The organism is Sporosarcina sp. 6E9 (assembly GCF_017921835.1).
GTDB lineage: Bacteria > Bacillota > Bacilli > Bacillales_A > Planococcaceae > Sporosarcina.
The window spans coordinates 851,166-868,978 of record NZ_JAGEMN010000001.1 but is presented as its reverse complement, the minus strand read 5'-3'; the positions used below and the strand labels follow the sequence as shown (position 1 = coordinate 868,978).

Genomic DNA, 17,813 nt, shown 5'->3' with positions numbered 1-17,813 from the left:
ACACTACTATCTAATCGTCAAGTAAAGGGTGGAGATATATGAACAATGCGTTAACTTTAAGAAATAAGCCATGGAATATGGCGAAAATTATCATGCCGATTCTAATTACGCAGGTCGCCATGTATATGATTACGTTCTTCGATATACTTATGACAGGACGATATGATACATACCATCTAGCAGGCGTAACAATCGGTTCTTCCTTTTGGGTACCAGTTTATACGGGGTTAGCCGGAATATTGATGGCGCTAACACCGATTATTGCCCAGCTAGTTGGAGCCCGTCAAAAGGAAGACGTGCGACCAACAGTACAACAAGGACTATACGTGTCGGTAGCGCTTTCTGCAATTGTTTTTTTAGTTATACTATTCGCAGTTGCTCCAATTTTAGAGGCTATGCCGCTTGAAGAACAAGTCCGTACAGTTGCTTCTGATTACTTAAAAGGCATGAGTTTTGGCCTTCTTCCTTTATTCGCTTACACAGTGTTACGTTCTTTCTTTGATGCACTGGGAGCAACGCGTGTTTCAATGTCAGTTATTCTGTTAGCTGCCCCGATAAATATTTTATTAAATTATCTTCTGATTTACGGACAATGGGGTTTTCCTGAACTCGGCGGCGCTGGAGCTGGTTATGCTTCTGCCATTACTTATTGGCTTGTGTTCTTTATAGCCTGTGCGATTGCTTGGGGATGGGGTCCGTTCGTTGACTATAAGCTATTCGCACAATGGGGAAAAATCTCTTTTGCCAAGTGGAGGGAAATTCTATTCATCGGTGTGCCAATCGGGATTTCGATTTTCGTTGAAATTAGTATTTTCTCCGCAGTTACATTATTAATGGCGAACTATTCTACAGCCGTCATATCAGCACATCAAATTGCGCTTAATTTCACTTCGCTTTTGTATATGATTCCGCTGAGCATTTCAATCGGAACGACTATTCTAGTCGGGCAAGAAGTTGGCGCCGGACGAATGCGAGACGCGAAACATTACAGTTATCTAAGCGTCGGGTTTGCTATTTTATTTAGTTTACTATCAATTTCAATTTTGTTGTTATTCAGAGAGCAGATTGCGTCAATTTACACAAGCGATTTGAACATCGTGAAATTGTCAGTGCATTTCTTTATTTATGCTGCGATTTTTCAACTTTCCGATGCAATCCAAGCGCCGGTTCAAGGCGCGCTTAGGGGATACAAAGATGTGAATATCACATTTATCATGGCAATTGTTTCGTACTGGGTTATAGGATTGCCTATTGGATACCTAATGGCCACGTATACAAATCTTGGTCCGTATGGTTATTGGGTTGGCCTAATTGCCGGGTTAACGGTGGGCGCGATCACACTTACAGTACGTCTACGCCATATTCAAAAAAAGAAATTTAGTTAAAAATGAAACCCGCGATGCCACACATAGGTCTCGCGGGTTTTATAGTATTCAATTCAGTATGCCGGTCCGCGTAATTTCCGCCTCTACTTTTACATTTATGTCGAGCCCCGAAAACGTGTCACTCCATTTCCCTTGGTTCCATAGTTTTGGATGGAATGCACGAACTGTTCTACCGAAACCAACGGCGTCACTCTTGGCATCTTGCAATTTCTTGATCACCTCGTTGAAATCCTTCGTCAGTTCTTTCGAAAGGAATTCCTCTAACTCTTTCCTTATTTCATCTACATCCAGGTGATCGTATGCAAATTCTTCAACCCCGAATTTCATTTTATAAGTTGCATTGATTTTGCTGTCCCGAATGTCCCAATTCCTTTTGTAGGTGGCGAGTTGAACTGAAAGTGGATACGATTTACCTTCTTTTTCCCACATATAGGTGAACAACGTAAACTTTCCAGGCTTCTTCTTAAGAATCTGAACGATTTTGGATGCCTTCTTGTCCAATGTGTGCCCCGTGAAAACTTTATCACTGAACAAGGCCACCCCCATAACTTCGGGTGTACCGGTCGTTTCGGATATTTTAAGGAAAGGCAATGAAAGTTCAATTGCATCGTCATTTTGTAATTCAGCAGTTTGCTGAATGTCGGTGTCCGGAATAATAGAGAACGATATGGCAGATTCCAACAAGTCAATATAGTACTGGGGTAGCTCAACGGCCACCTCTTCGTTCTTCTTCATATATGAAGCCATTTCACCTTCTACAACCGCAAATCTACTACTCAACGGGTTAGTTGGCGCCCTTAAGTAGACATCGAAAGTATTTATGACATCCGATTTCACAGTATCCTCTGAAAGAAGTATAACTTGCAATTGTGTAACACTGAGCGTTTCATTCGTTTTCCGATTTGCATCAAGCCGTGTCTCCCTTGGGGATACACCACTTCCTTCAACAGTCGAATAACTGGCGGTGCCGTCAGTTACTTCAAGCTTCGTGAAGTATCCCTTCATTTCCCCGGGTTCCCCCTCAAAACCAACAAGCGGAACGATGGTAAGTTCTTTGTATAATTGTTCATCCCAACATCCTGCCAATAGGATAGAACATGCGATGAAAATAAGAGCGGTTTTTTTCATTTTCCTTTCCTCCTGTTCTTAATGATGACGATGGCCGGAATGAGGATGGTAAACAGGAGGTGGACATAAATGATAAGATCAGCCATTTTTACTACATCCTTTTTTGACACAAAGAATAAAGGCAACAAAACGAGCAGTACATGCCAAATAATGGTATCCCTTTTGTGATGCTCTTTTGCATGAAGACGGTGGACATACAAAGCGGAAAAGGAAACAATTGCCACAGTAATGATGCTCCAAATCATCCAAATATATAGGAAAAACAAGTCGAGCCGCTCGACAAAAGTAACTTCCTGGGATTTCAAAATCAAAAGAATTGGTTCCGGAATCTCTTGCAACCCGGTGAGCGTGAAATATAAAGTTGTTAGAAGTACGGAGAAAAAGAAGAACGAAAACCACGCCATTTGGTAGACGAATAATGGAAGTCCTTTTATTTTCATCTTTACATCGACATGTCTTCTGTAAAACAAGTATAATTCAACGCCTATGAAAGCAATCTGCGCCTTTAAAAGACCGTTAAACCATTCCGTTCCAGTCGATTCTCCTATTGGGAAAATGTTCGTCCATACTAGATCGCCCCAAGCAAACTGTATAATTATAAGAAAAATGAAAATGAGTGGGATTAAAATAACAGATAAATTGATGACTGTTTCAGCCCTACTCAAGTTCGCATAGAGCGAGACACTAACTAGCGCAGCAATCACGATAATTTGAGGTGTTTCCGGGAACCCCCACACCGCTAATGTATAGTCGATGTATGAAAGAAATGTCACTGCAACAAAAAGCCAGTACCCTTTATACAACCACCCGACAAAAGGACCAAAAGTAAACCGCATATAATACCGTTCATAAAAGAGTAGTAACATGTAGTGAAGAATACCAGCAACAAGAAAAACCAGCCATGCATCCCTGCCGATAACATTTATGAACTCCGATGGAAAGGCAAAGAACGACGACCCTGTCTGTACAATGAAGAGAAGTAAGAAAAACTGGATTCTTGATAAATTGAAATTCAGGTTTCTTCACCATCCTTCTTATTGTCCCCACCGTGTGTAAATGTTTGTTGTTGCTTATGATTTTTATAATAAGGGACCCTGAAGATTATATTTTTAAAACGGGAAGGATCGAATGGCACGACCGGTGACAAATAGGGTTGATTCAGTGAAGACTGATTCAACAAATGGATAAATAGAATAAGTGTCGCGATAGCGATGCCGAAAAATCCAAAAAGGGACGCTGCAAGCATGAAGGGAAATCGAATCATTCGTATTGTCATGTTCATCTCGAAAGATGGCACGACAAAACTTGCAATTGCGGTCATCGCTACGACGATAACCATTAAATTCGACACCAGTCCTGCATTGACAATCGCATCGCCGATAACAAGACCGCCAACAATCCCGATTGTCGGACCAATTGGTGTCGGTAACCGTATTGCAGCTTCCCGGATAATTTCAATGAAAACTTCCACAATAAGCGCTTCAATAAGCGGACGGTAAGGGATATCTTGCACTGCAACTTTCACTTTTTGACTAATTTCAAACGGCAAAATTTCCGAATGGAAACCGACCACCGCAATATAAAATGCAGGCAGGAAAATGGCAATCATGAAACTAAGAACCCTGAGAATACGATAGAATGTTCCGACCAAGACTCGTCCATTAAAATCGTCCGGAGACTCGTAAAATGACAAAAATGATACAGGTGCAATGAGCGCAGTAGAAGATTGGTCGGTAAAAATAACGATTTTCCCTTCCAATAAATTCGCGACGACGCGGTCAGATCTTTCCGTGTTAAGGAACTGCGGGAAAGGGGACCAAACCGAATCTTCCAAGTAATCTTCGATTTGTCCAATGCTGTATATTTTAGGTGCATTGATATTTTCCAGACGATATTTAACTTCCTGAACAACTTCTTTATCAGCGATTGACTCAATATAGATATAAGTGACTTTCGTATTCGTTACATTCCCAAGCTGTAGATTCTTTACGACTATATCCGGGATTGCAAGATGCTTTCGAATTAGAGATATATTTTTATCATTGCTTTCAACGAAACCTTCATGGGCACCGCGAATGACAGTTTCATTGGCCGGCTCATCTGGGGAGCGCACAGTAATGTTCGGTATCGTAATCTTTAGTAGTTGGTTCGTTTTCGGAAAAATTACCGCGACTGAACCAACACATACTGCATCAACCATTGTCGACATCGAAAAAGGAAGAACTTTTGACGCTCCTGTCTCACCCCAGTCTGGAAGTCCGTCTTCAGCTCTTTTCCTTAGGATTTCAATCTGTTCATTCAACGTCGAACCTTCAGTTAAAACTGAAAAATAACAAATAATCGCAGATTCGCCTTTCCATTCCATTTCCTCAACAAAAAGATCTGCAGTATTATGAAATCGTTCTTTTATGTATAAAATTAAACTACTTGTCGAAAGCTTCTCTGTCATACCTTCACCCCATGCTTAAAGTATGCACACGGCGGTAACCATCTAAACGTAAAAATAAATAGGTTAACATAACAATATTATGTATAGCGTGTTAATATAGTTTCCTATATTAGCTATCGAAAATTTAAAAAGCGATTCTCCCAAGCCATTTAAGATTGGCTTGGAGAATCGCTTTTTCAAAGTTTATATTTTATTTAGTAATAAATTGTTGTGTCCAGTAGTTACCGTTTGAATCATAACCGATTCCGATATGAGTAAAGCCGGGTTTTAAAATGTTTTCTCTATGTCCTGGAGAATCCATCCAAGCTTTAACAACTTCTGCAGGAGTACGTTGACCCATTGCAATGTTTTCGCCTGCTGCGCTATATGAAACGCCAAATTGTTTCATTTGATCAAATGGGCTGCCATATGTAGGGCTCGTATGTGAGAAATACCCTTTTGATGACATGTCTTTAGATTTTGCACGGGCTGAATCCATTAATTTACTATCTGATTGTAATGGTTTTAGACCTGCTTTTTGTCTTTCGGCATTTGTTAAATCAATAACTTGTTTCTCAATTGCTGAAACCGAAGCGTTTGGTGCAGCCTCAACTGGTTTAGCTGGTTTTTCCGGTGTTGGTGCAGGTGTAGTTGGTGCCGGTGCTGGCTTAGCTTCTGGAGCTGGCTTAGCCTCCGGTGTTGGCTTAGCTTCTGGAGCTGGCTTAGCTTCTGGAGCTGGCTTAGCTTCTGGAACTGGCTTAGCCTCCGGTGTTGGCTTAGCTTCTGGAACTGGCTTAGCTTCTGGAGCTGGCTTAGCTTCCGGTGCTGGTTTAGCTTCTGGAGCTGGTTTAGCTTCTGGAGCCGGTTTAGCGTCAGTAGGCTTTGTTACCTCCAAATATTTTGCGAAACTTTTCATCAAATTTTCTTGAAGAGCTTTATAATCGTTTTCTTTCAGTTTCATATTACTGAAATCAAACGTTTTGCCCTCCCAGTCTATACAATTAACAAACTGTACTTTTTGCACCTGTATATTGTTATTTGAATATGAAGCTTCTACACTATTGTTGTTCGGCAGTAAGAGTGCCGAACCGAGTAAGATGACCGCAATCGATTTTTTCATCTCTTAACTCCTCCCTTCGCAATCTATCATAACGTCTATGAGACTCCGAATTTCGGAATTTCCTACCAGTAAAGCCAAACAAAGTATAAATACGATTGCTATGGGAAAATTTTCAGCAGGAATTGGATACTTTTGGAGAACTATGATTTTATTACAACTAATTACGGGTTGACTGCATCAGTATTTTGCTGATTTATCATAGTCTATCTCGTCAATTCCTTCACCAATTATGACTAGTCTTGGATCCATTTTTACATATTCCGGCATCCAATTAACCATTCCATATGCATATTGGAATAAATAAGGGTTTTTCGTTCCGACTACAGGGACGAATCCTTTCATGCGATAAACTGTATCCGGTAAAGATTTCACCCAGTTTTCAAACTCATCCATTTTCACACTATCCGAAAATGTAATCAGTTTTGAGGACAATGGAAGACCTGCGCCTGACACGATAGCTTCTGTTGTTCTTTTTTTCTCTGACTGCAGGACATCTTCTATATAAGAGAAGCCTAGTCTCGCATTTACGGTTTGAATGATTGGGACGAAACTATTAAAATTAGATAACTCCATTGTGACCGTTGCGAGTTCATCTGGAGTTAATAAGTCCGTTTTATTCGCCAGTAATAAATGCGCGTGTTTTATCTGTTCCATATAAAGGGCACGGATTCTCGGTGATAATGTATCACGGTTAAGCCAGAGCTTGCTGTCAACGACCGTTACAATACCTTTTACTTGCAATCGATCAGCAAATAACGGTGAATAAACCGCATCAAGTGCTTCCACAGGATGGGCCGCTCCGGTTGTTTCGATAAGAATGACATCGATATGGTCATTTTCCTCTAATAGGCCCTGAAGCTGCGCCTCCGTCTTCTCCGCGCCTGAACAGCATATACAACCATCTAGTAACTCTTTCAACGGAACATCGCCTTCTATGGCATTCGAATCAACTTTTAAATTTCCAAATTCATTCATAAAGACTGCAGGTGTTTTTCCTGCTGCTTTTAATTCTTGAATCACATTTAATAATAGAGATGTTTTTCCACTTCCAAGAAACCCGCTAAACAAATAAACATCAATCATATCTTTCACCTCAATATAATAATTAGGAAAGCGCCCATCCCTGTTTATTAGGAAGGACGCTTTCTCTGTTCACTTACGATTATGCTAATTTTACTCAGTTAGTTTTTCTAGTAATATTTCTTTCGCCTTTAATAATTGAGGATCATCTTCATCGATTTTAGTTCGTAACTTGTCCATGAGACCAATTGTAGAATCACCGACAAGAATCCCAGAAGGTTCAATATCGAGATCCTTTTGTAGTTCTATTACAGCCTCTTCAGTTACTTTATCGAATAACCCATCTACTTCTCCAGGATTATAACCAACCGCTTTTAACATTTCTTCCGCTGTTTTTACGGTTGAAGAAAGTAGACCTTCCTTCATTTCGTCAGCTGGATTTAAATACGGCAACATCGCATAGGAAGGATAAGGGACTTCATAGTCAGGTTTTATGCCTTTCTCATGAATCCAATTACCTTCTGGCGTTAGCCATTTAGCGGTGGTAATTTTAAGGTTTGATCCATCATCCAAATCTTTCGGAGATTGAACAGTTCCTTTACCGAACGTCGTAACGCCAATAAGCGGAATTCCTGAAGACTCACTTAAGGCAGCCGCAAGTATTTCAGAAGCAGATGCACTGCCATCATCAATGAGTACAGTAACAGGCACCTTCACTTTACGTCCATTAGTTGCTCGATAAACCTCTGGATTCTGACCTTTTTCTTGCGATTGCAGTAAGTTTTTACCTTTTTCTACAAATAGGTCTGAAATTTCCAATGCACCATTAAGGATTCCGCCTGGATTTTGACGTACATCGACTACCAAACCTGCCATGCCGTCTTTCTCCATGCTATCGAGCGCTGTCAACAACTCTTTATAGGTACCCATTGAAAAACTCGTAATTCTCACATAGCCTATTTTATCGGAATCCATTTCATAATAGACAGTTTCAATCGGAATAACGTCGCGAATGATTTTCACTTCAATCGGTTCATCTGTTCCTGTTCGCTTTATAGTTAGTATAACTGGCGTCCCTTTTTCGCCGCGTATCAGCAGGACTGCTTCGGATGAAGACATACCTTGAATACTTTTACCATCGACTTCAGTAATCATATCTTTAGGTAACAATCCAGCTCGTTCTGCTGGCGAGTTCTTAATCGGTGAAACAACAGCTATATACCCATCCTGCTCCTGGATTTCTGCACCAATTCCTTCGAAACTTGAAGAAATGCTTTCATTCAATTGACGTGCTTCATCTTCATTTAAATAGTCTGAGTATGGATCACCCAAAGCATCGACCATCCCATTAATTGCGCCATCAATTACCGCCGTTTCATCTATATCTTGAAAGTAATCATTTTTCAAGTTGTCATAGGCTTCATACAACTTGTTGAACTCTTGTCTGTCAGAAGGCTGTTGTGCTGGCTTGACAACCTCGACGACTTTATCTTCTCCCGCGGTTAAAATGAAAAAAGTGATTCCGGCTGTAATAAGAATTAGGCCGAATATGAGCATAACGAAGGAAAATGGCTTTAATTGTATCGAACGAGTTCCTGGTTTGTCAGGAACAGGTGTAAACTCGGAACCATTATCATCGTTATGGTTTTGAAACTCTTTCTCTTTTTCGTCCATCCTATTCCCCACTTTCCCTTAAAGTGAAATATAAATAAGACAAAAAGACCGCGCATATGCCTAACCCCCAGCAGCCAGACTCTCTGGTCATGAACTGCTGTGGCATTTCACAAAGCGGTCTTTTTCAACTTATTTTTGTATAGCAGCATCCAACGCGACAACAATCATATCATTGAATGTTAGTTGACGTTCTTCAGCAGATGTCACTTCACCCGTCAAAATATGATCACTAACTGTAAGAATCGTAAGCGCTTTGCGTCCGAATTTAGCAGCCAATGTATAAAGAGCAGATGCTTCCATTTCTACCGCAAGAACACCATATTGGGCTAGTTGTTCGTGGTTCGAAAACTCATTATAAAATAAGTCTTCTGTGAAAACATTACCGACACGTAAATTCAACCCTTTTTCAACGCCCGCGTTATAAGCTTTTGTTAATAAACCAAAATCGGCAATTGGTGCAAACTTGATTTTATCGAAAATAATATCATTCATGTTGGAATTAGATGTTGCACCTTGAGCAATGATGACATCCCGAAGTTTCACATCTTTTTGGATAGCTCCGCATGTGCCGACACGGATTAGGTTTTGAACATTGTATTCTTGCATGAGTTCTGTCACGTAAATGGAGATAGAAGGTACACCCATTCCAGTTCCTTGAACAGAAATACGTTCACCTTTATAAGTTCCCGTGTAGCCGAACATATTTCGAACATCATTATATTGTGTTACATCTTCTAAAAATGTTTCCGCGATGTATTTGGCACGAAGGGGATCCCCCGGCAATAAAACAGTTTCAGCAATGGCACCTTTTTCAGCATTAATATGTATACTCATTAATTTTTCCCTCTCTTTCAAATTCTCTTGTTTAATCATACATTTATTGGTCGATAGATGCAAAGAAGTACATAACGTGAATTCATTTCAGGTTAGACGGATGGTTTAACCCGGTCAAAGTAAATGCTATATAATTCATCAAAGACGACCGGACGCATTTCTTCTTCGGCTTTCTCTTCGATATACCGCGATAATGGGTCATACTTAGTTTCTTCTTTGGGAAAGCTTAGGTCATTAAACATGCCTTCTGCAAAAATGGCTTTCTCATCATTTTTTCCGCCCCCGCGATACGATAATGCAAATTGATAAAAGGTTCGATTCATGTCCTTTGACTCCTTTAATGTGCGGTTAAAACAACTTTTTATACTCGCTGTAGCCTTCTTTTTCAAGATCAGTAACAGGAACAAATCGCAGTGCAGCCGAATTAATGCAATAACGAAGTCCGTCTGGTCCAGGTCCATCAGGAAAAACATGTCCTAGATGGGAGTCGGCTGTTTTACTTCTAACTTCAGTACGTCGCATGCCATGACTTTCATCAAAGTGCTCACTTACCTCTGTTTCTTCAATTGGTTTCGTAAAGCTCGGCCATCCACAGCCAGCGTCATATTTATCTTTGGAGCTAAATAAGGGTTTTCCTGAAACAATGTCCACGTAAATCCCTTCCTCATAATGACTATCATATTCATTGCGAAAAGGCTGTTCTGTGCCGTTTTCTTGTGTTACGTGATATTGAATATCGGTCAATCTTTTCTTTAAATCTTCACTCATAACTCTTCCCTCCAATGATTACGCTTAAATTGCTCCCTACCCGATCCAATTGAATATCTTTGATAATGTCCCGGATTTTTCATGTAATAATTTTGATGGCCTTCCTCTGCCGGATAAAAAGTTTTAGCGGGTAATATCTTGGTGGCAATCGGTTTGTCGAACTTCCCTGATGCCTCAAGTTCCTTTTTAGATTTCTCAGCAAGTAGCCTTTGTTCTTCAGAGTGTGTGAAAATCACGGTTTCATAAGATTCACCACGGTCAAAGAATTGTCCGCCAGAATCGGTTGGATCGATTTGTCGCCAAAAGATTGATAATAATTCCTCATACGATATGAGTTCCTCATTAAATTTAATTTGTACAGCTTCTCTGTGGCCAGTTGTATTTGTGCAAACAAGTTCATACGATGGATTTTCAACATCTCCGCCTGTGTAACCGGAAATGACGGAGTCTACCCCCTCGTATCGGTCAAATGGTTTGACCATACACCAAAAACAACCACCTGCGAATGTTGCTAATGCTTCGGACATGTAATAACCCCTTCATTTTGGAATTGTTATTTCAAGAATAATTTCATCTTTATCAAGATTAAACTCTTTCGCGCGCACTTCTAAATCACCAGAAATAGGCAATGCCCGTAAATCTATAAATAATTCTTCTTCTTTTGGACGCACAACCATCCATGGCGGCAAATCAACAGAGTCTTTCAATATCTTCAATACCGTTGCGGGTTGAATATTTAACTTCCCAATTTCAAGTTTCGACTGTTTCAATGTTAAATTACCGTCCTCACGAACAATCGGATCAAAATGCATTTTAACGGGAAGCGTGTAGGAGAAAACAGTAAGTTCCGATAACAGAATGATATCATCCTCCACCAGCATAGTTACCGGCAAAGGCTCCTTATTTATCGCTTTTTGTATATAAGTATTTGCAATGCCTTCAAAGTCCTTCTTTGTTGCTCGAACCGTTAAGTAATTTGCTGCTTTAATCGTATCATCTGCCTTTGGGATGGGCGCGGAGTCATCGTGTTGCCCTAGTAGTATAAATAGATACACTACAGCAGCAATGACTATACCAGCTAGTCCAAAAAATGCGATTTTCCAAAGATTCATTTAATCAGCCCCCTACATGTCCAATTCCCCATCCGATAGTTGGTATAACCCGCATTCATCAATTTTCTCAAGAAAACGATTTGTCATTTCCTCGTATCCTTTTGCATTCGGGTGAAAGAAATCGGTATGGTAAACCATATTCGAATTAGAATTGAACAAATCAGTCACAGGTACGAAGCATGATTTTCCATCCAACTCGGTCTGAACTTCAATTGCATCGTTCCAATCGTTTAGTATCGCCTCAAACCCTGTTTCTTCATCCGTCACAATTGTAAACGGATTATATAACCCGCCGACAAAGATAATTGCGTCTGAATTTAACGTTCTGATAATCGTAAATATTTCATTTAAACGATTGGTAAACTGCTCAAGCTCATCATAGAAAGCTTGCTCTTTCAAGTTAAATAAATCCCTCTTTACAACTTTCATTATGTCATTGCCGCCTATTGTAAATACAACTATATCTGCACTTTTGATTGCGTCTCGCGTTTTCGACTCTTCAAGTTGCTTTAAAAGACGATCGCTTCTACGGCCACTTACTGCCAAATTCGTCACTTCCACGTCTTCCACGCCTTGCCATTCAGTCATTGCATTGGTTAATCGTGTGAAATAACCACCTCTTTTGAACTCGTCTCCAAGGCCAACCGTAAGAGAATCTCCTAGTCCAACAATATAGATGTCTTTTAAAATGAAGGTGCCCGGAATATTCCAATTGTCAAATTCCGTATTCATTCTTTCCGCGATGGGTTCTGTAGAATTGATTAACGGTGATTTACAACCAGACATGAATAATGAGAAGACCAATGACAGTATTATAATCCTTCTCATGCGTATAGTTCCCCATTTCTTATATAAAGAATCACTTCTTAATCATAATAATACATAAAACCAATTGCGCCTTCCCCGGTATGCGTGCTGATTACTGGTGTCGTAAATGTTAGTCTGACATCCTTAATCCCAGTATCTTCAATGAGTTTTTTTAATGGTTCGGCCATTACCAAGCCATTTGCATGGGAAATTCCGACACCTCGAATAATTTTACCCGCGGTTTCTTCAGTAAATACTTTAAATAAATGTGCAATGACTTGGCGATGACTTCTTACTTGCGCCACGGGTGTATAGACACCATTTTGTAAAGTGGCAATTGGTTTGATTTTTAATAATGAACCAATTAGTCCTCGACCTCGACCAATGCGCCCGCCTTTGACTAAATTATCTAATTTATCCACAACAACAAAAAGCGTGGTTTGCTTTCGAACTTGTTCAATCCTTGTTACGATTTCTTCCATACTCTTTCCGTTAGCAGCCATTTTCGCAGCTTCTAATACTTGAAAAGTTAATGCGTGTGATATAAACATTGAATCGATTACGGTTACGTCAGCCTTCGCCATTTCAGCGGCTGTTTCTGCCGACCGTACTGTTCCGCTCATGCCGCCAGTCATATGAATCGAAAGAATCTCGCTTCCATCTTCCGCGAGACGTTCATAAAGTTCTTTAAATACTCCAGCAGCTGGTTGTGAACTCTTTGGTAGTTCGTTCGCATTTTTCATTAATCCTATAAATTCAGCAGGCTTTAAATCAACACCATCGATATATGAATCATTATCAATTTGAATGGTTAATGGCACGACATGGATTCCATATTTTAAAATCTCTTCTTCTGTTAAATCAGCAGTAGAGTCCGTCACAATATGAATTTTCTTCATAAAAACGCCGCCTCTTTCTAAATAGTAATAGTTTGAATTATACGGTTACAAATATTTTAGTAGTCTACTATTCCTTATGCGTAAATAACTTCATTGTATACCGTTTTTATTTTTTATCGTAAATTTGGTAAACAAAAGATGTTCCGTTCTTTGATATGATTTCTTCGGAAGTTGACTTCAATGACCACTCATTTTCATAAGACGGAAAATAAGTATCGCCTTCGAATTCGGTTTGAATCAATGTAATGTAAAGTCGATCCGCGATGTCCATTACCATATTAAAAATTTCAGCACCGCCGATAATCATGACCTCCGAGGCATACTCTTTTGCCTTTTCAATCCCCTCATTTAAATCATGGACCACGACTACGCCTTCAGCCGTATAGTCGGGATCTCTAGTAACAACAACGCTTAATCTACCCGGCAACGGCCTTCCAATAGACTCATACGTTTTTCTGCCCATAACCATCGCTTTGCCCATCGTCATTTTTTTGAAATACGCTAGGTCTTCCGGCAAATGCCAGGGCAAATCATTATCTTTTCCAATCACTCGGTTTGGATCATGCGCTACAATTAACGAAATCATATTAATGTCACCTTCCTTAAACTGCAATGGGAGCTTTTATTCTCGGATGCGGATCATAATTCTCAATTTCAATATCAGCTGTTTCCAATTCGAAAATCGATTTATCTTTTGCATTTAATTTTAAAGTTGGAAGTTCCTTCGGTTGACGTGAAAGTTGTTCTTTAACTTGTTCGATATGATTCGAATATATATGAGCGTCACCCAGTGTATGTACAAATTCTCCAACACCAAGGCCGCATTCTTTTGCAATTAAATGAACGAGTAATGCATAGGAAGCAATATTAAATGGCACACCTAGAAAGATATCTGCACTGCGTTGATATAATTGGCAAGAAAGTTTCCCATCAGAAACATAAAACTGGAAAAGTGCGTGACAAGGCGGCAATGCCATATCTTCAACTTCAGATGGGTTCCAAGCAGTTACGATATGTCGGCGTGAATCTGGATTATTTTTTATACCTTCAATTAGATTCGCGATTTGGTCAATCGAGCCCTTTCCTGTAGTCCAAGAACGCCATTGTTTCCCGTATACAGGTCCAAGGTCACCATATTTTTCCGCGAATTCAACATCTTCAACGACACGGTTTTTAAATGCTATCATTTCTTCTTTATAAACTTCTGCAAACTCGGGATCTTTTGTCGCTCTAAGTCCGAAATTTGTCATATCCGGTCCTGTATACTCTTCGCTTGTTACCCATTGTTCAAATGCCCACTCATCCCAAATCGGATTCTTTTCATTTATTAGTGTCCGAACGTTTGTATCGCCTTTTAAAAACCATAATAATTCCGAAGTGATTAATCGGAACGCGGTTCTTTTAGTCGTCAATAACGGAAATCCTTCGTTCAGATCGAACCTCATTTGATAACCAAAGGTGCTATAAGTACCTGTACCTGTGCGATCTTCTTTTTTTGTTCCATTTGATAATACATATTCACAAAGCTCTAAATATTGTTTCATGTTGCATCCTCCTAACAGTCAAACTTAGTATACCAATAACGACAGTTACACACCAAAAAAACACACCGCATAAACGGTTTATGATAACCATTTTGGCGGCGTGTCTTTTGACCAGTAAATATCTCCGATTGTGTAATGCGAGTTAAAACCATCATCCACCACATGGTAATGGAAATTAAAGAAATAACCATCTTGTGGGCGCTTGTCCGTTCTTACGTGAAAACGGATCAAATCTTTTTGACTATCCTTGTCATAGACGTTGAAAATTTTTTCGGAGTAATTCCCTCCAGGTTTTTCACTAATCGAAAGTCTTCGGTGTTCATTTTCCGTGTTTAATGTCATACGAATCGCTTCATCAATTTTCGGGAAAATAACTTGATCAAATTCATCCGAGATTACAGGTCCGATTTTTGTACCAAACTTTTCATAAGCTAATGTCTTCGCGGAATCAATAAAAGATTCTTCTATTGATTCAACAACTTCAGTGGGTGACTCATCCAAGGCAATCCGATAATCAGAATCATTGGAAGGTCCTTCTTCATGTTTTGAATCACTTTTATCTTGAAAGTTACTCCAAATATCATGAGCTGGTGTAATTACACCGAATGTAAGAAGAGCAACGGCGATAATAAGTGATTTTTGCAACCATTTCATCAACGGCTTCACCTACAATTGTGTCGAATTTTTAAATCTTCTTTCATAAGACTAGACGAAACTAATTTGTAAAGGTTTCTTCTTTCTCTCTTTCATTGTACAATAGAACTAGAGAAATGTAAGCCCTTTTTTTGAAGGAGGTTTTTTACCGATGGATGTTGTGCTACTTGCGGGACTAGGAATGTTTGGGTTACTTATTTACTTAAGCTCCTTAAACTTCACTCACTAATTAAAAAATGTCCTACGATGCATGCGCATCGTAGGACATTTTTTAATTCTTTTGAAGAAAACCAAAATGAAACTTCGTATTTAATCGAATCTGCTTTGTTAAATTAAATTGTTCAAATACTGGTGATTGGTAATGGTCTTTCACAACTACACGGCATTTGCAAACGCGTTCCGCCTCCCACATCCACTCTTCAGTTAGCATCCCTTGCAAACCGACTTGGCGTAATGGTGTGAAATTCGTCGATTCTTGAATTGGCAAGCTGAACATGGGGTCTATATAGACGACATCCCAGCTTTCATTCGGTTGACTTTGTAAAAAAGTAACTGCGTCTTGTGAAATGACTTGAATACGCTTCATTGCATCAGTTAACTGTTCAGATCCCGATGTATAGGAACGCAAACCTTCCGATGTAATAAAAGCAATATCAGCATCTCCTTCAACACCAAGGACTTTTCCGCTTTCTTTTGTAATATAAGAAGCGATTATGCTATCTGTTGCCAAACCAAGCGTACAATCCAAAAAAGAATCGCCGATCTGTAATTGTGTCGCTTCAATAAATGGATCCGTTTCACCATTCATCAATCGTTTAAGCCGAAACGCTGCTGTATCCGGATGAAAGAAAAACGGCTTGTCCATCCCTATCCGGTACAATTCATATCGATTGGCACTAGCTACTAGAACAGCGCTATTATATTCATCTTGCATGCGAGTGATTGACCGTTTGCGTCGATCCACAATTTCATAGCCTAAAGCGCCAGCCGCATGAGAGGCGTTCGAAAATGATTGCTCGCTTGGTCTACCGTTTGTCGTTATGATGGTATTCATTGGACGATGAATTGTTCAAGTACTTCTGTTAGATGCGTTTTAATCGTTTCCATTTGTGAAATTTCAATTTGCTCTCTTGGTATAAAATACGCTAGTGCGCCGTCTTTCCATAAAGCAATTGAAGGTGAGCTTGGTGGAACTTCCGGAAAATATTCTCTCATCTTTTCAGTAGCTTCCCTATCCTGTCCCGCAAACACCGTGAATAAGTGATCAGGTTTAATTTGCACCTCGTTTAATGCTTCTTTGACTGCTGGACGAGCTTGCCCCGCTGCGCAACCGCAGACTGAATTAACAACAATAAGAGCTGAACCTTCAAGGTTATCCATCGTTTCCGTAACATCTTCTTGAGTTGTTAATTCTTTAAATCCGACTTGTACCAGGTCTTCTCGCATCTGCCTATAAATACTTTGCATATGTTGATTGTAAGCGTTCATGTTGATATCCCCCTCCATAGAATCCATATTTCACATTTCATTCTACCTTGTAGAGAAAGTTTTTTCATTCATATGCGTTTACAAATTCACACTTTCTGTAGTTCGAGCTTTTCCTTAATTTTCGCTTGTGTCAACGGACCTATGTAACCATCTACTGCGAGTCCATTATGTTTTTGAAAGTCTTTAACTACCGCTAATACTAAAGGACCAAAACTTTGATCGACAACGAGCTTGTACCCGAGCCTGTTAAAGTTTTTCTGTAAAGTCCCAATTGCCGGACCTGTATCTCCGTATTTATAAATAACCGCTGTTGAAACGTCTACTTTCGGTTTTAAATTTAAATAAACGGCAAGTCCTGTTGCAATGGCTTCTCCTTGTTTTTTTAATTTCTGTTCATTAAGTAGTGCGACAATGTCTGTTGTAGAATCCATGAATCCACCTTCAATAAGTATAGCGGGCATTTTTGATTCACGAAGCATATGCAAGTTTAATGTTTTATTCCCACGATCGCATAATCCCATCGCTTTTACCACAAGCGGTTGAACAACCGCAGCAAGGTCACGCGATTGTTGACTGGCTCCAGGTAATGTGTATGTTTCAATTCCTCCGTGAGGACCCCAAACACCCAAATAGGCATTATGATGTATCGAAATCAGTACATCTGCACGCCACGCGTTTGCTCGGTTCGTTCGCGTCTTCAGCTCAACGTCGACTGTTCCGGTTGGATCATCCAAACGGAGGAGTTGAACATTTTGAAACGTATGAAGTCTGCTAATTACGGCAAGCGCCACTTTGTTATTAAACATCCATTCACGTTCCCCTGAAGGGGCGCGCTTTCCAGGGGTATTCAATCCATGACCTGCATCGATTGCAATTTTTATCAAATTCCTCATCTCCTACATTATTTTGAGTACACATATTTAGGTACCCTTGACAATATATGTAGACTTTC

At 39.8% G+C, this 17,813-nt stretch carries 20 protein-coding genes; 1 reads left to right on the top strand and 19 read right to left on the bottom strand.

The window, feature by feature from the left end; translation table 11 throughout:
- The first annotated feature begins 38 nt into the window (after nt 1-38).
- Nucleotides 39-1,385: an MATE family efflux transporter gene (locus J4G36_RS04530; protein WP_210468875.1), complete on the top strand. Its 1,347-nt coding sequence runs from the start codon at nt 39-41 to the stop codon at nt 1,383-1,385.
- A gap of 48 nt (nt 1,386-1,433) precedes the next feature.
- Here the strand turns inward: J4G36_RS04530 and J4G36_RS04525 are convergent, their stop codons facing one another.
- The 19 genes from J4G36_RS04525 to J4G36_RS04435 form a co-directional block, all read right to left on the bottom strand.
- On the bottom strand, nt 1,434-2,513 hold the full coding sequence (locus tag J4G36_RS04525; protein WP_210468874.1) for a Ger(x)C family spore germination protein: 1,080 nt from the start codon (nt 2,511-2,513) through the stop codon (nt 1,434-1,436).
- Nucleotides 2,510-3,508, bottom strand: a complete 999-nt coding sequence (locus J4G36_RS04520) for a GerAB/ArcD/ProY family transporter (RefSeq protein ID WP_368668761.1) — start codon at nt 3,506-3,508, stop codon at nt 2,510-2,512. Before J4G36_RS04520 ends, J4G36_RS04525 begins: the two co-directional genes overlap by 4 nt.
- 17 nt (nt 3,509-3,525) lie before the next feature.
- A complete protein-coding gene (locus tag J4G36_RS04515) occupies nt 3,526-4,962 on the bottom strand; it encodes a spore germination protein (RefSeq protein ID WP_246880400.1) in 1,437 nt (478 codons plus the stop codon).
- A gap of 190 nt (nt 4,963-5,152) precedes the next feature.
- Entirely contained in the window at nt 5,153-5,902 is a 750-nt protein-coding gene (locus tag J4G36_RS04510; RefSeq protein ID WP_210468873.1) for a CAP domain-containing protein, read from the bottom strand.
- Between the two features lie 336 nt (nt 5,903-6,238).
- The gene (locus J4G36_RS04505) at nt 6,239-7,144 is read right to left on the bottom strand and encodes a CobW family GTP-binding protein (RefSeq protein WP_210468872.1); all 906 of its coding nucleotides are present in this window, start codon (nt 7,142-7,144) and stop codon (nt 6,239-6,241) included.
- A gap of 90 nt (nt 7,145-7,234) precedes the next feature.
- On the bottom strand, nt 7,235-8,755 hold the full coding sequence (locus J4G36_RS04500; RefSeq protein WP_210468871.1) for a lmo1851 family serine protease: 1,521 nt from the start codon (nt 8,753-8,755) through the stop codon (nt 7,235-7,237).
- A gap of 129 nt (nt 8,756-8,884) precedes the next feature.
- Nucleotides 8,885-9,589: a purine-nucleoside phosphorylase gene (deoD, locus tag J4G36_RS04495; protein WP_210468870.1), complete on the bottom strand. Its 705-nt coding sequence runs from the start codon at nt 9,587-9,589 to the stop codon at nt 8,885-8,887.
- 92 nt (nt 9,590-9,681) lie between these two features.
- Nucleotides 9,682-9,912 carry a YozE family protein gene (locus J4G36_RS04490; RefSeq protein WP_210468869.1) on the bottom strand — a complete coding sequence of 77 codons (231 nt, stop codon included), beginning with the start codon at nt 9,910-9,912 and terminating at the stop codon, nt 9,682-9,684.
- A 25-nt stretch (nt 9,913-9,937) separates the two neighbouring features.
- Nucleotides 9,938-10,357, bottom strand: a complete 420-nt coding sequence (gene msrB / locus J4G36_RS04485; protein ID WP_210468868.1) for a peptide-methionine (R)-S-oxide reductase MsrB — start codon at nt 10,355-10,357, stop codon at nt 9,938-9,940.
- Nucleotides 10,354-10,884 carry a peptide-methionine (S)-S-oxide reductase MsrA gene (gene msrA, locus J4G36_RS04480; protein WP_210468867.1) on the bottom strand — a complete coding sequence of 177 codons (531 nt, stop codon included), beginning with the start codon at nt 10,882-10,884 and terminating at the stop codon, nt 10,354-10,356. The genes msrB and msrA overlap by 4 nt, the downstream gene beginning before the upstream one ends.
- Before the next feature lie 12 nt (nt 10,885-10,896).
- Nucleotides 10,897-11,469, bottom strand: coding sequence for a YpmS family protein (locus tag J4G36_RS04475; RefSeq protein ID WP_210468866.1), 573 nt, complete (start codon nt 11,467-11,469; stop codon nt 10,897-10,899).
- A gap of 12 nt (nt 11,470-11,481) precedes the next feature.
- On the bottom strand, nt 11,482-12,297 hold the full coding sequence (locus tag J4G36_RS04470) for a GDSL-type esterase/lipase family protein (RefSeq protein ID WP_210468865.1): 816 nt from the start codon (nt 12,295-12,297) through the stop codon (nt 11,482-11,484).
- 38 nt (nt 12,298-12,335) lie between these two features.
- The gene (locus J4G36_RS04465) at nt 12,336-13,175 is read right to left on the bottom strand and encodes a DegV family protein (protein ID WP_210468864.1); all 840 of its coding nucleotides are present in this window, start codon (nt 13,173-13,175) and stop codon (nt 12,336-12,338) included.
- 106 nt (nt 13,176-13,281) lie between these two features.
- A complete protein-coding gene (locus tag J4G36_RS04460; RefSeq protein WP_210468863.1) occupies nt 13,282-13,761 on the bottom strand; it encodes a dihydrofolate reductase in 480 nt (159 codons plus the stop codon).
- Between the two features lie 16 nt (nt 13,762-13,777).
- Complete coding sequence (locus J4G36_RS04455; protein ID WP_210468862.1) at nt 13,778-14,719, bottom strand: thymidylate synthase; 942 nt, start codon at nt 14,717-14,719, stop codon at nt 13,778-13,780.
- Nucleotides 14,720-14,797: 78 nt separating this feature from the next.
- Nucleotides 14,798-15,373, bottom strand: a complete 576-nt coding sequence (locus J4G36_RS04450) for a YpjP family protein (protein WP_368668723.1) — start codon at nt 15,371-15,373, stop codon at nt 14,798-14,800.
- Nucleotides 15,374-15,644: 271 nt separating this feature from the next.
- Nucleotides 15,645-16,427 carry a class I SAM-dependent methyltransferase gene (locus J4G36_RS04445; RefSeq protein ID WP_210468861.1) on the bottom strand — a complete coding sequence of 261 codons (783 nt, stop codon included), beginning with the start codon at nt 16,425-16,427 and terminating at the stop codon, nt 15,645-15,647.
- Nucleotides 16,424-16,861 carry a BrxA/BrxB family bacilliredoxin gene (locus tag J4G36_RS04440; protein ID WP_246880399.1) on the bottom strand — a complete coding sequence of 146 codons (438 nt, stop codon included), beginning with the start codon at nt 16,859-16,861 and terminating at the stop codon, nt 16,424-16,426. The genes J4G36_RS04445 and J4G36_RS04440 overlap by 4 nt, the downstream gene beginning before the upstream one ends.
- A gap of 86 nt (nt 16,862-16,947) precedes the next feature.
- Nucleotides 16,948-17,745, bottom strand: coding sequence for an N-acetylmuramoyl-L-alanine amidase (locus J4G36_RS04435; RefSeq protein WP_210468860.1), 798 nt, complete (start codon nt 17,743-17,745; stop codon nt 16,948-16,950).
- Nucleotides 17,746-17,813 lie beyond the last annotated feature (68 nt).

What these genes read in the sequence shown, in the direction of transcription:
- J4G36_RS04500 (WP_210468871.1), bottom strand. Translation starts at nt 8,755, where the DNA reads ATGGACGAAAAAGAGAAAGAGTTTCAAAACCATAACGATGATAATGGT.
- J4G36_RS04450 (WP_368668723.1), bottom strand. Translation starts at nt 15,373, where the DNA reads ATGAAATGGTTGCAAAAATCACTTATTATCGCCGTTGCTCTTCTTACA.
- J4G36_RS04515 (WP_246880400.1), bottom strand. Translation starts at nt 4,962, where the DNA reads ATGACAGAGAAGCTTTCGACAAGTAGTTTAATTTTATACATAAAAGAA.
- J4G36_RS04525 (WP_210468874.1), bottom strand. Translation starts at nt 2,513, where the DNA reads ATGAAAAAAACCGCTCTTATTTTCATCGCATGTTCTATCCTATTGGCA.
- J4G36_RS04490 (WP_210468869.1), bottom strand. Translation starts at nt 9,912, where the DNA reads ATGAATCGAACCTTTTATCAATTTGCATTATCGTATCGCGGGGGCGGA.
- J4G36_RS04510 (WP_210468873.1), bottom strand. Translation starts at nt 5,902, where the DNA reads ATGAAACTGAAAGAAAACGATTATAAAGCTCTTCAAGAAAATTTGATG.
- J4G36_RS04455 (WP_210468862.1), bottom strand. Translation starts at nt 14,719, where the DNA reads ATGAAACAATATTTAGAGCTTTGTGAATATGTATTATCAAATGGAACA.
- J4G36_RS04465 (WP_210468864.1), bottom strand. Translation starts at nt 13,175, where the DNA reads ATGAAGAAAATTCATATTGTGACGGACTCTACTGCTGATTTAACAGAA.
- msrA (WP_210468867.1), bottom strand. Translation starts at nt 10,884, where the DNA reads ATGTCCGAAGCATTAGCAACATTCGCAGGTGGTTGTTTTTGGTGTATG.
- msrB (WP_210468868.1), bottom strand. Translation starts at nt 10,357, where the DNA reads ATGAGTGAAGATTTAAAGAAAAGATTGACCGATATTCAATATCACGTA.
- J4G36_RS04460 (WP_210468863.1), bottom strand. Translation starts at nt 13,761, where the DNA reads ATGATTTCGTTAATTGTAGCGCATGATCCAAACCGAGTGATTGGAAAA.
- J4G36_RS04530 (WP_210468875.1), top strand. Translation starts at nt 39, where the DNA reads ATGAACAATGCGTTAACTTTAAGAAATAAGCCATGGAATATGGCGAAA.
- J4G36_RS04505 (WP_210468872.1), bottom strand. Translation starts at nt 7,144, where the DNA reads ATGATTGATGTTTATTTGTTTAGCGGGTTTCTTGGAAGTGGAAAAACA.
- J4G36_RS04440 (WP_246880399.1), bottom strand. Translation starts at nt 16,861, where the DNA reads ATGAACGCTTACAATCAACATATGCAAAGTATTTATAGGCAGATGCGA.
- J4G36_RS04470 (WP_210468865.1), bottom strand. Translation starts at nt 12,297, where the DNA reads ATGAGAAGGATTATAATACTGTCATTGGTCTTCTCATTATTCATGTCT.
- deoD (WP_210468870.1), bottom strand. Translation starts at nt 9,589, where the DNA reads ATGAGTATACATATTAATGCTGAAAAAGGTGCCATTGCTGAAACTGTT.
- J4G36_RS04475 (WP_210468866.1), bottom strand. Translation starts at nt 11,469, where the DNA reads ATGAATCTTTGGAAAATCGCATTTTTTGGACTAGCTGGTATAGTCATT.
- J4G36_RS04445 (WP_210468861.1), bottom strand. Translation starts at nt 16,427, where the DNA reads ATGAATACCATCATAACGACAAACGGTAGACCAAGCGAGCAATCATTT.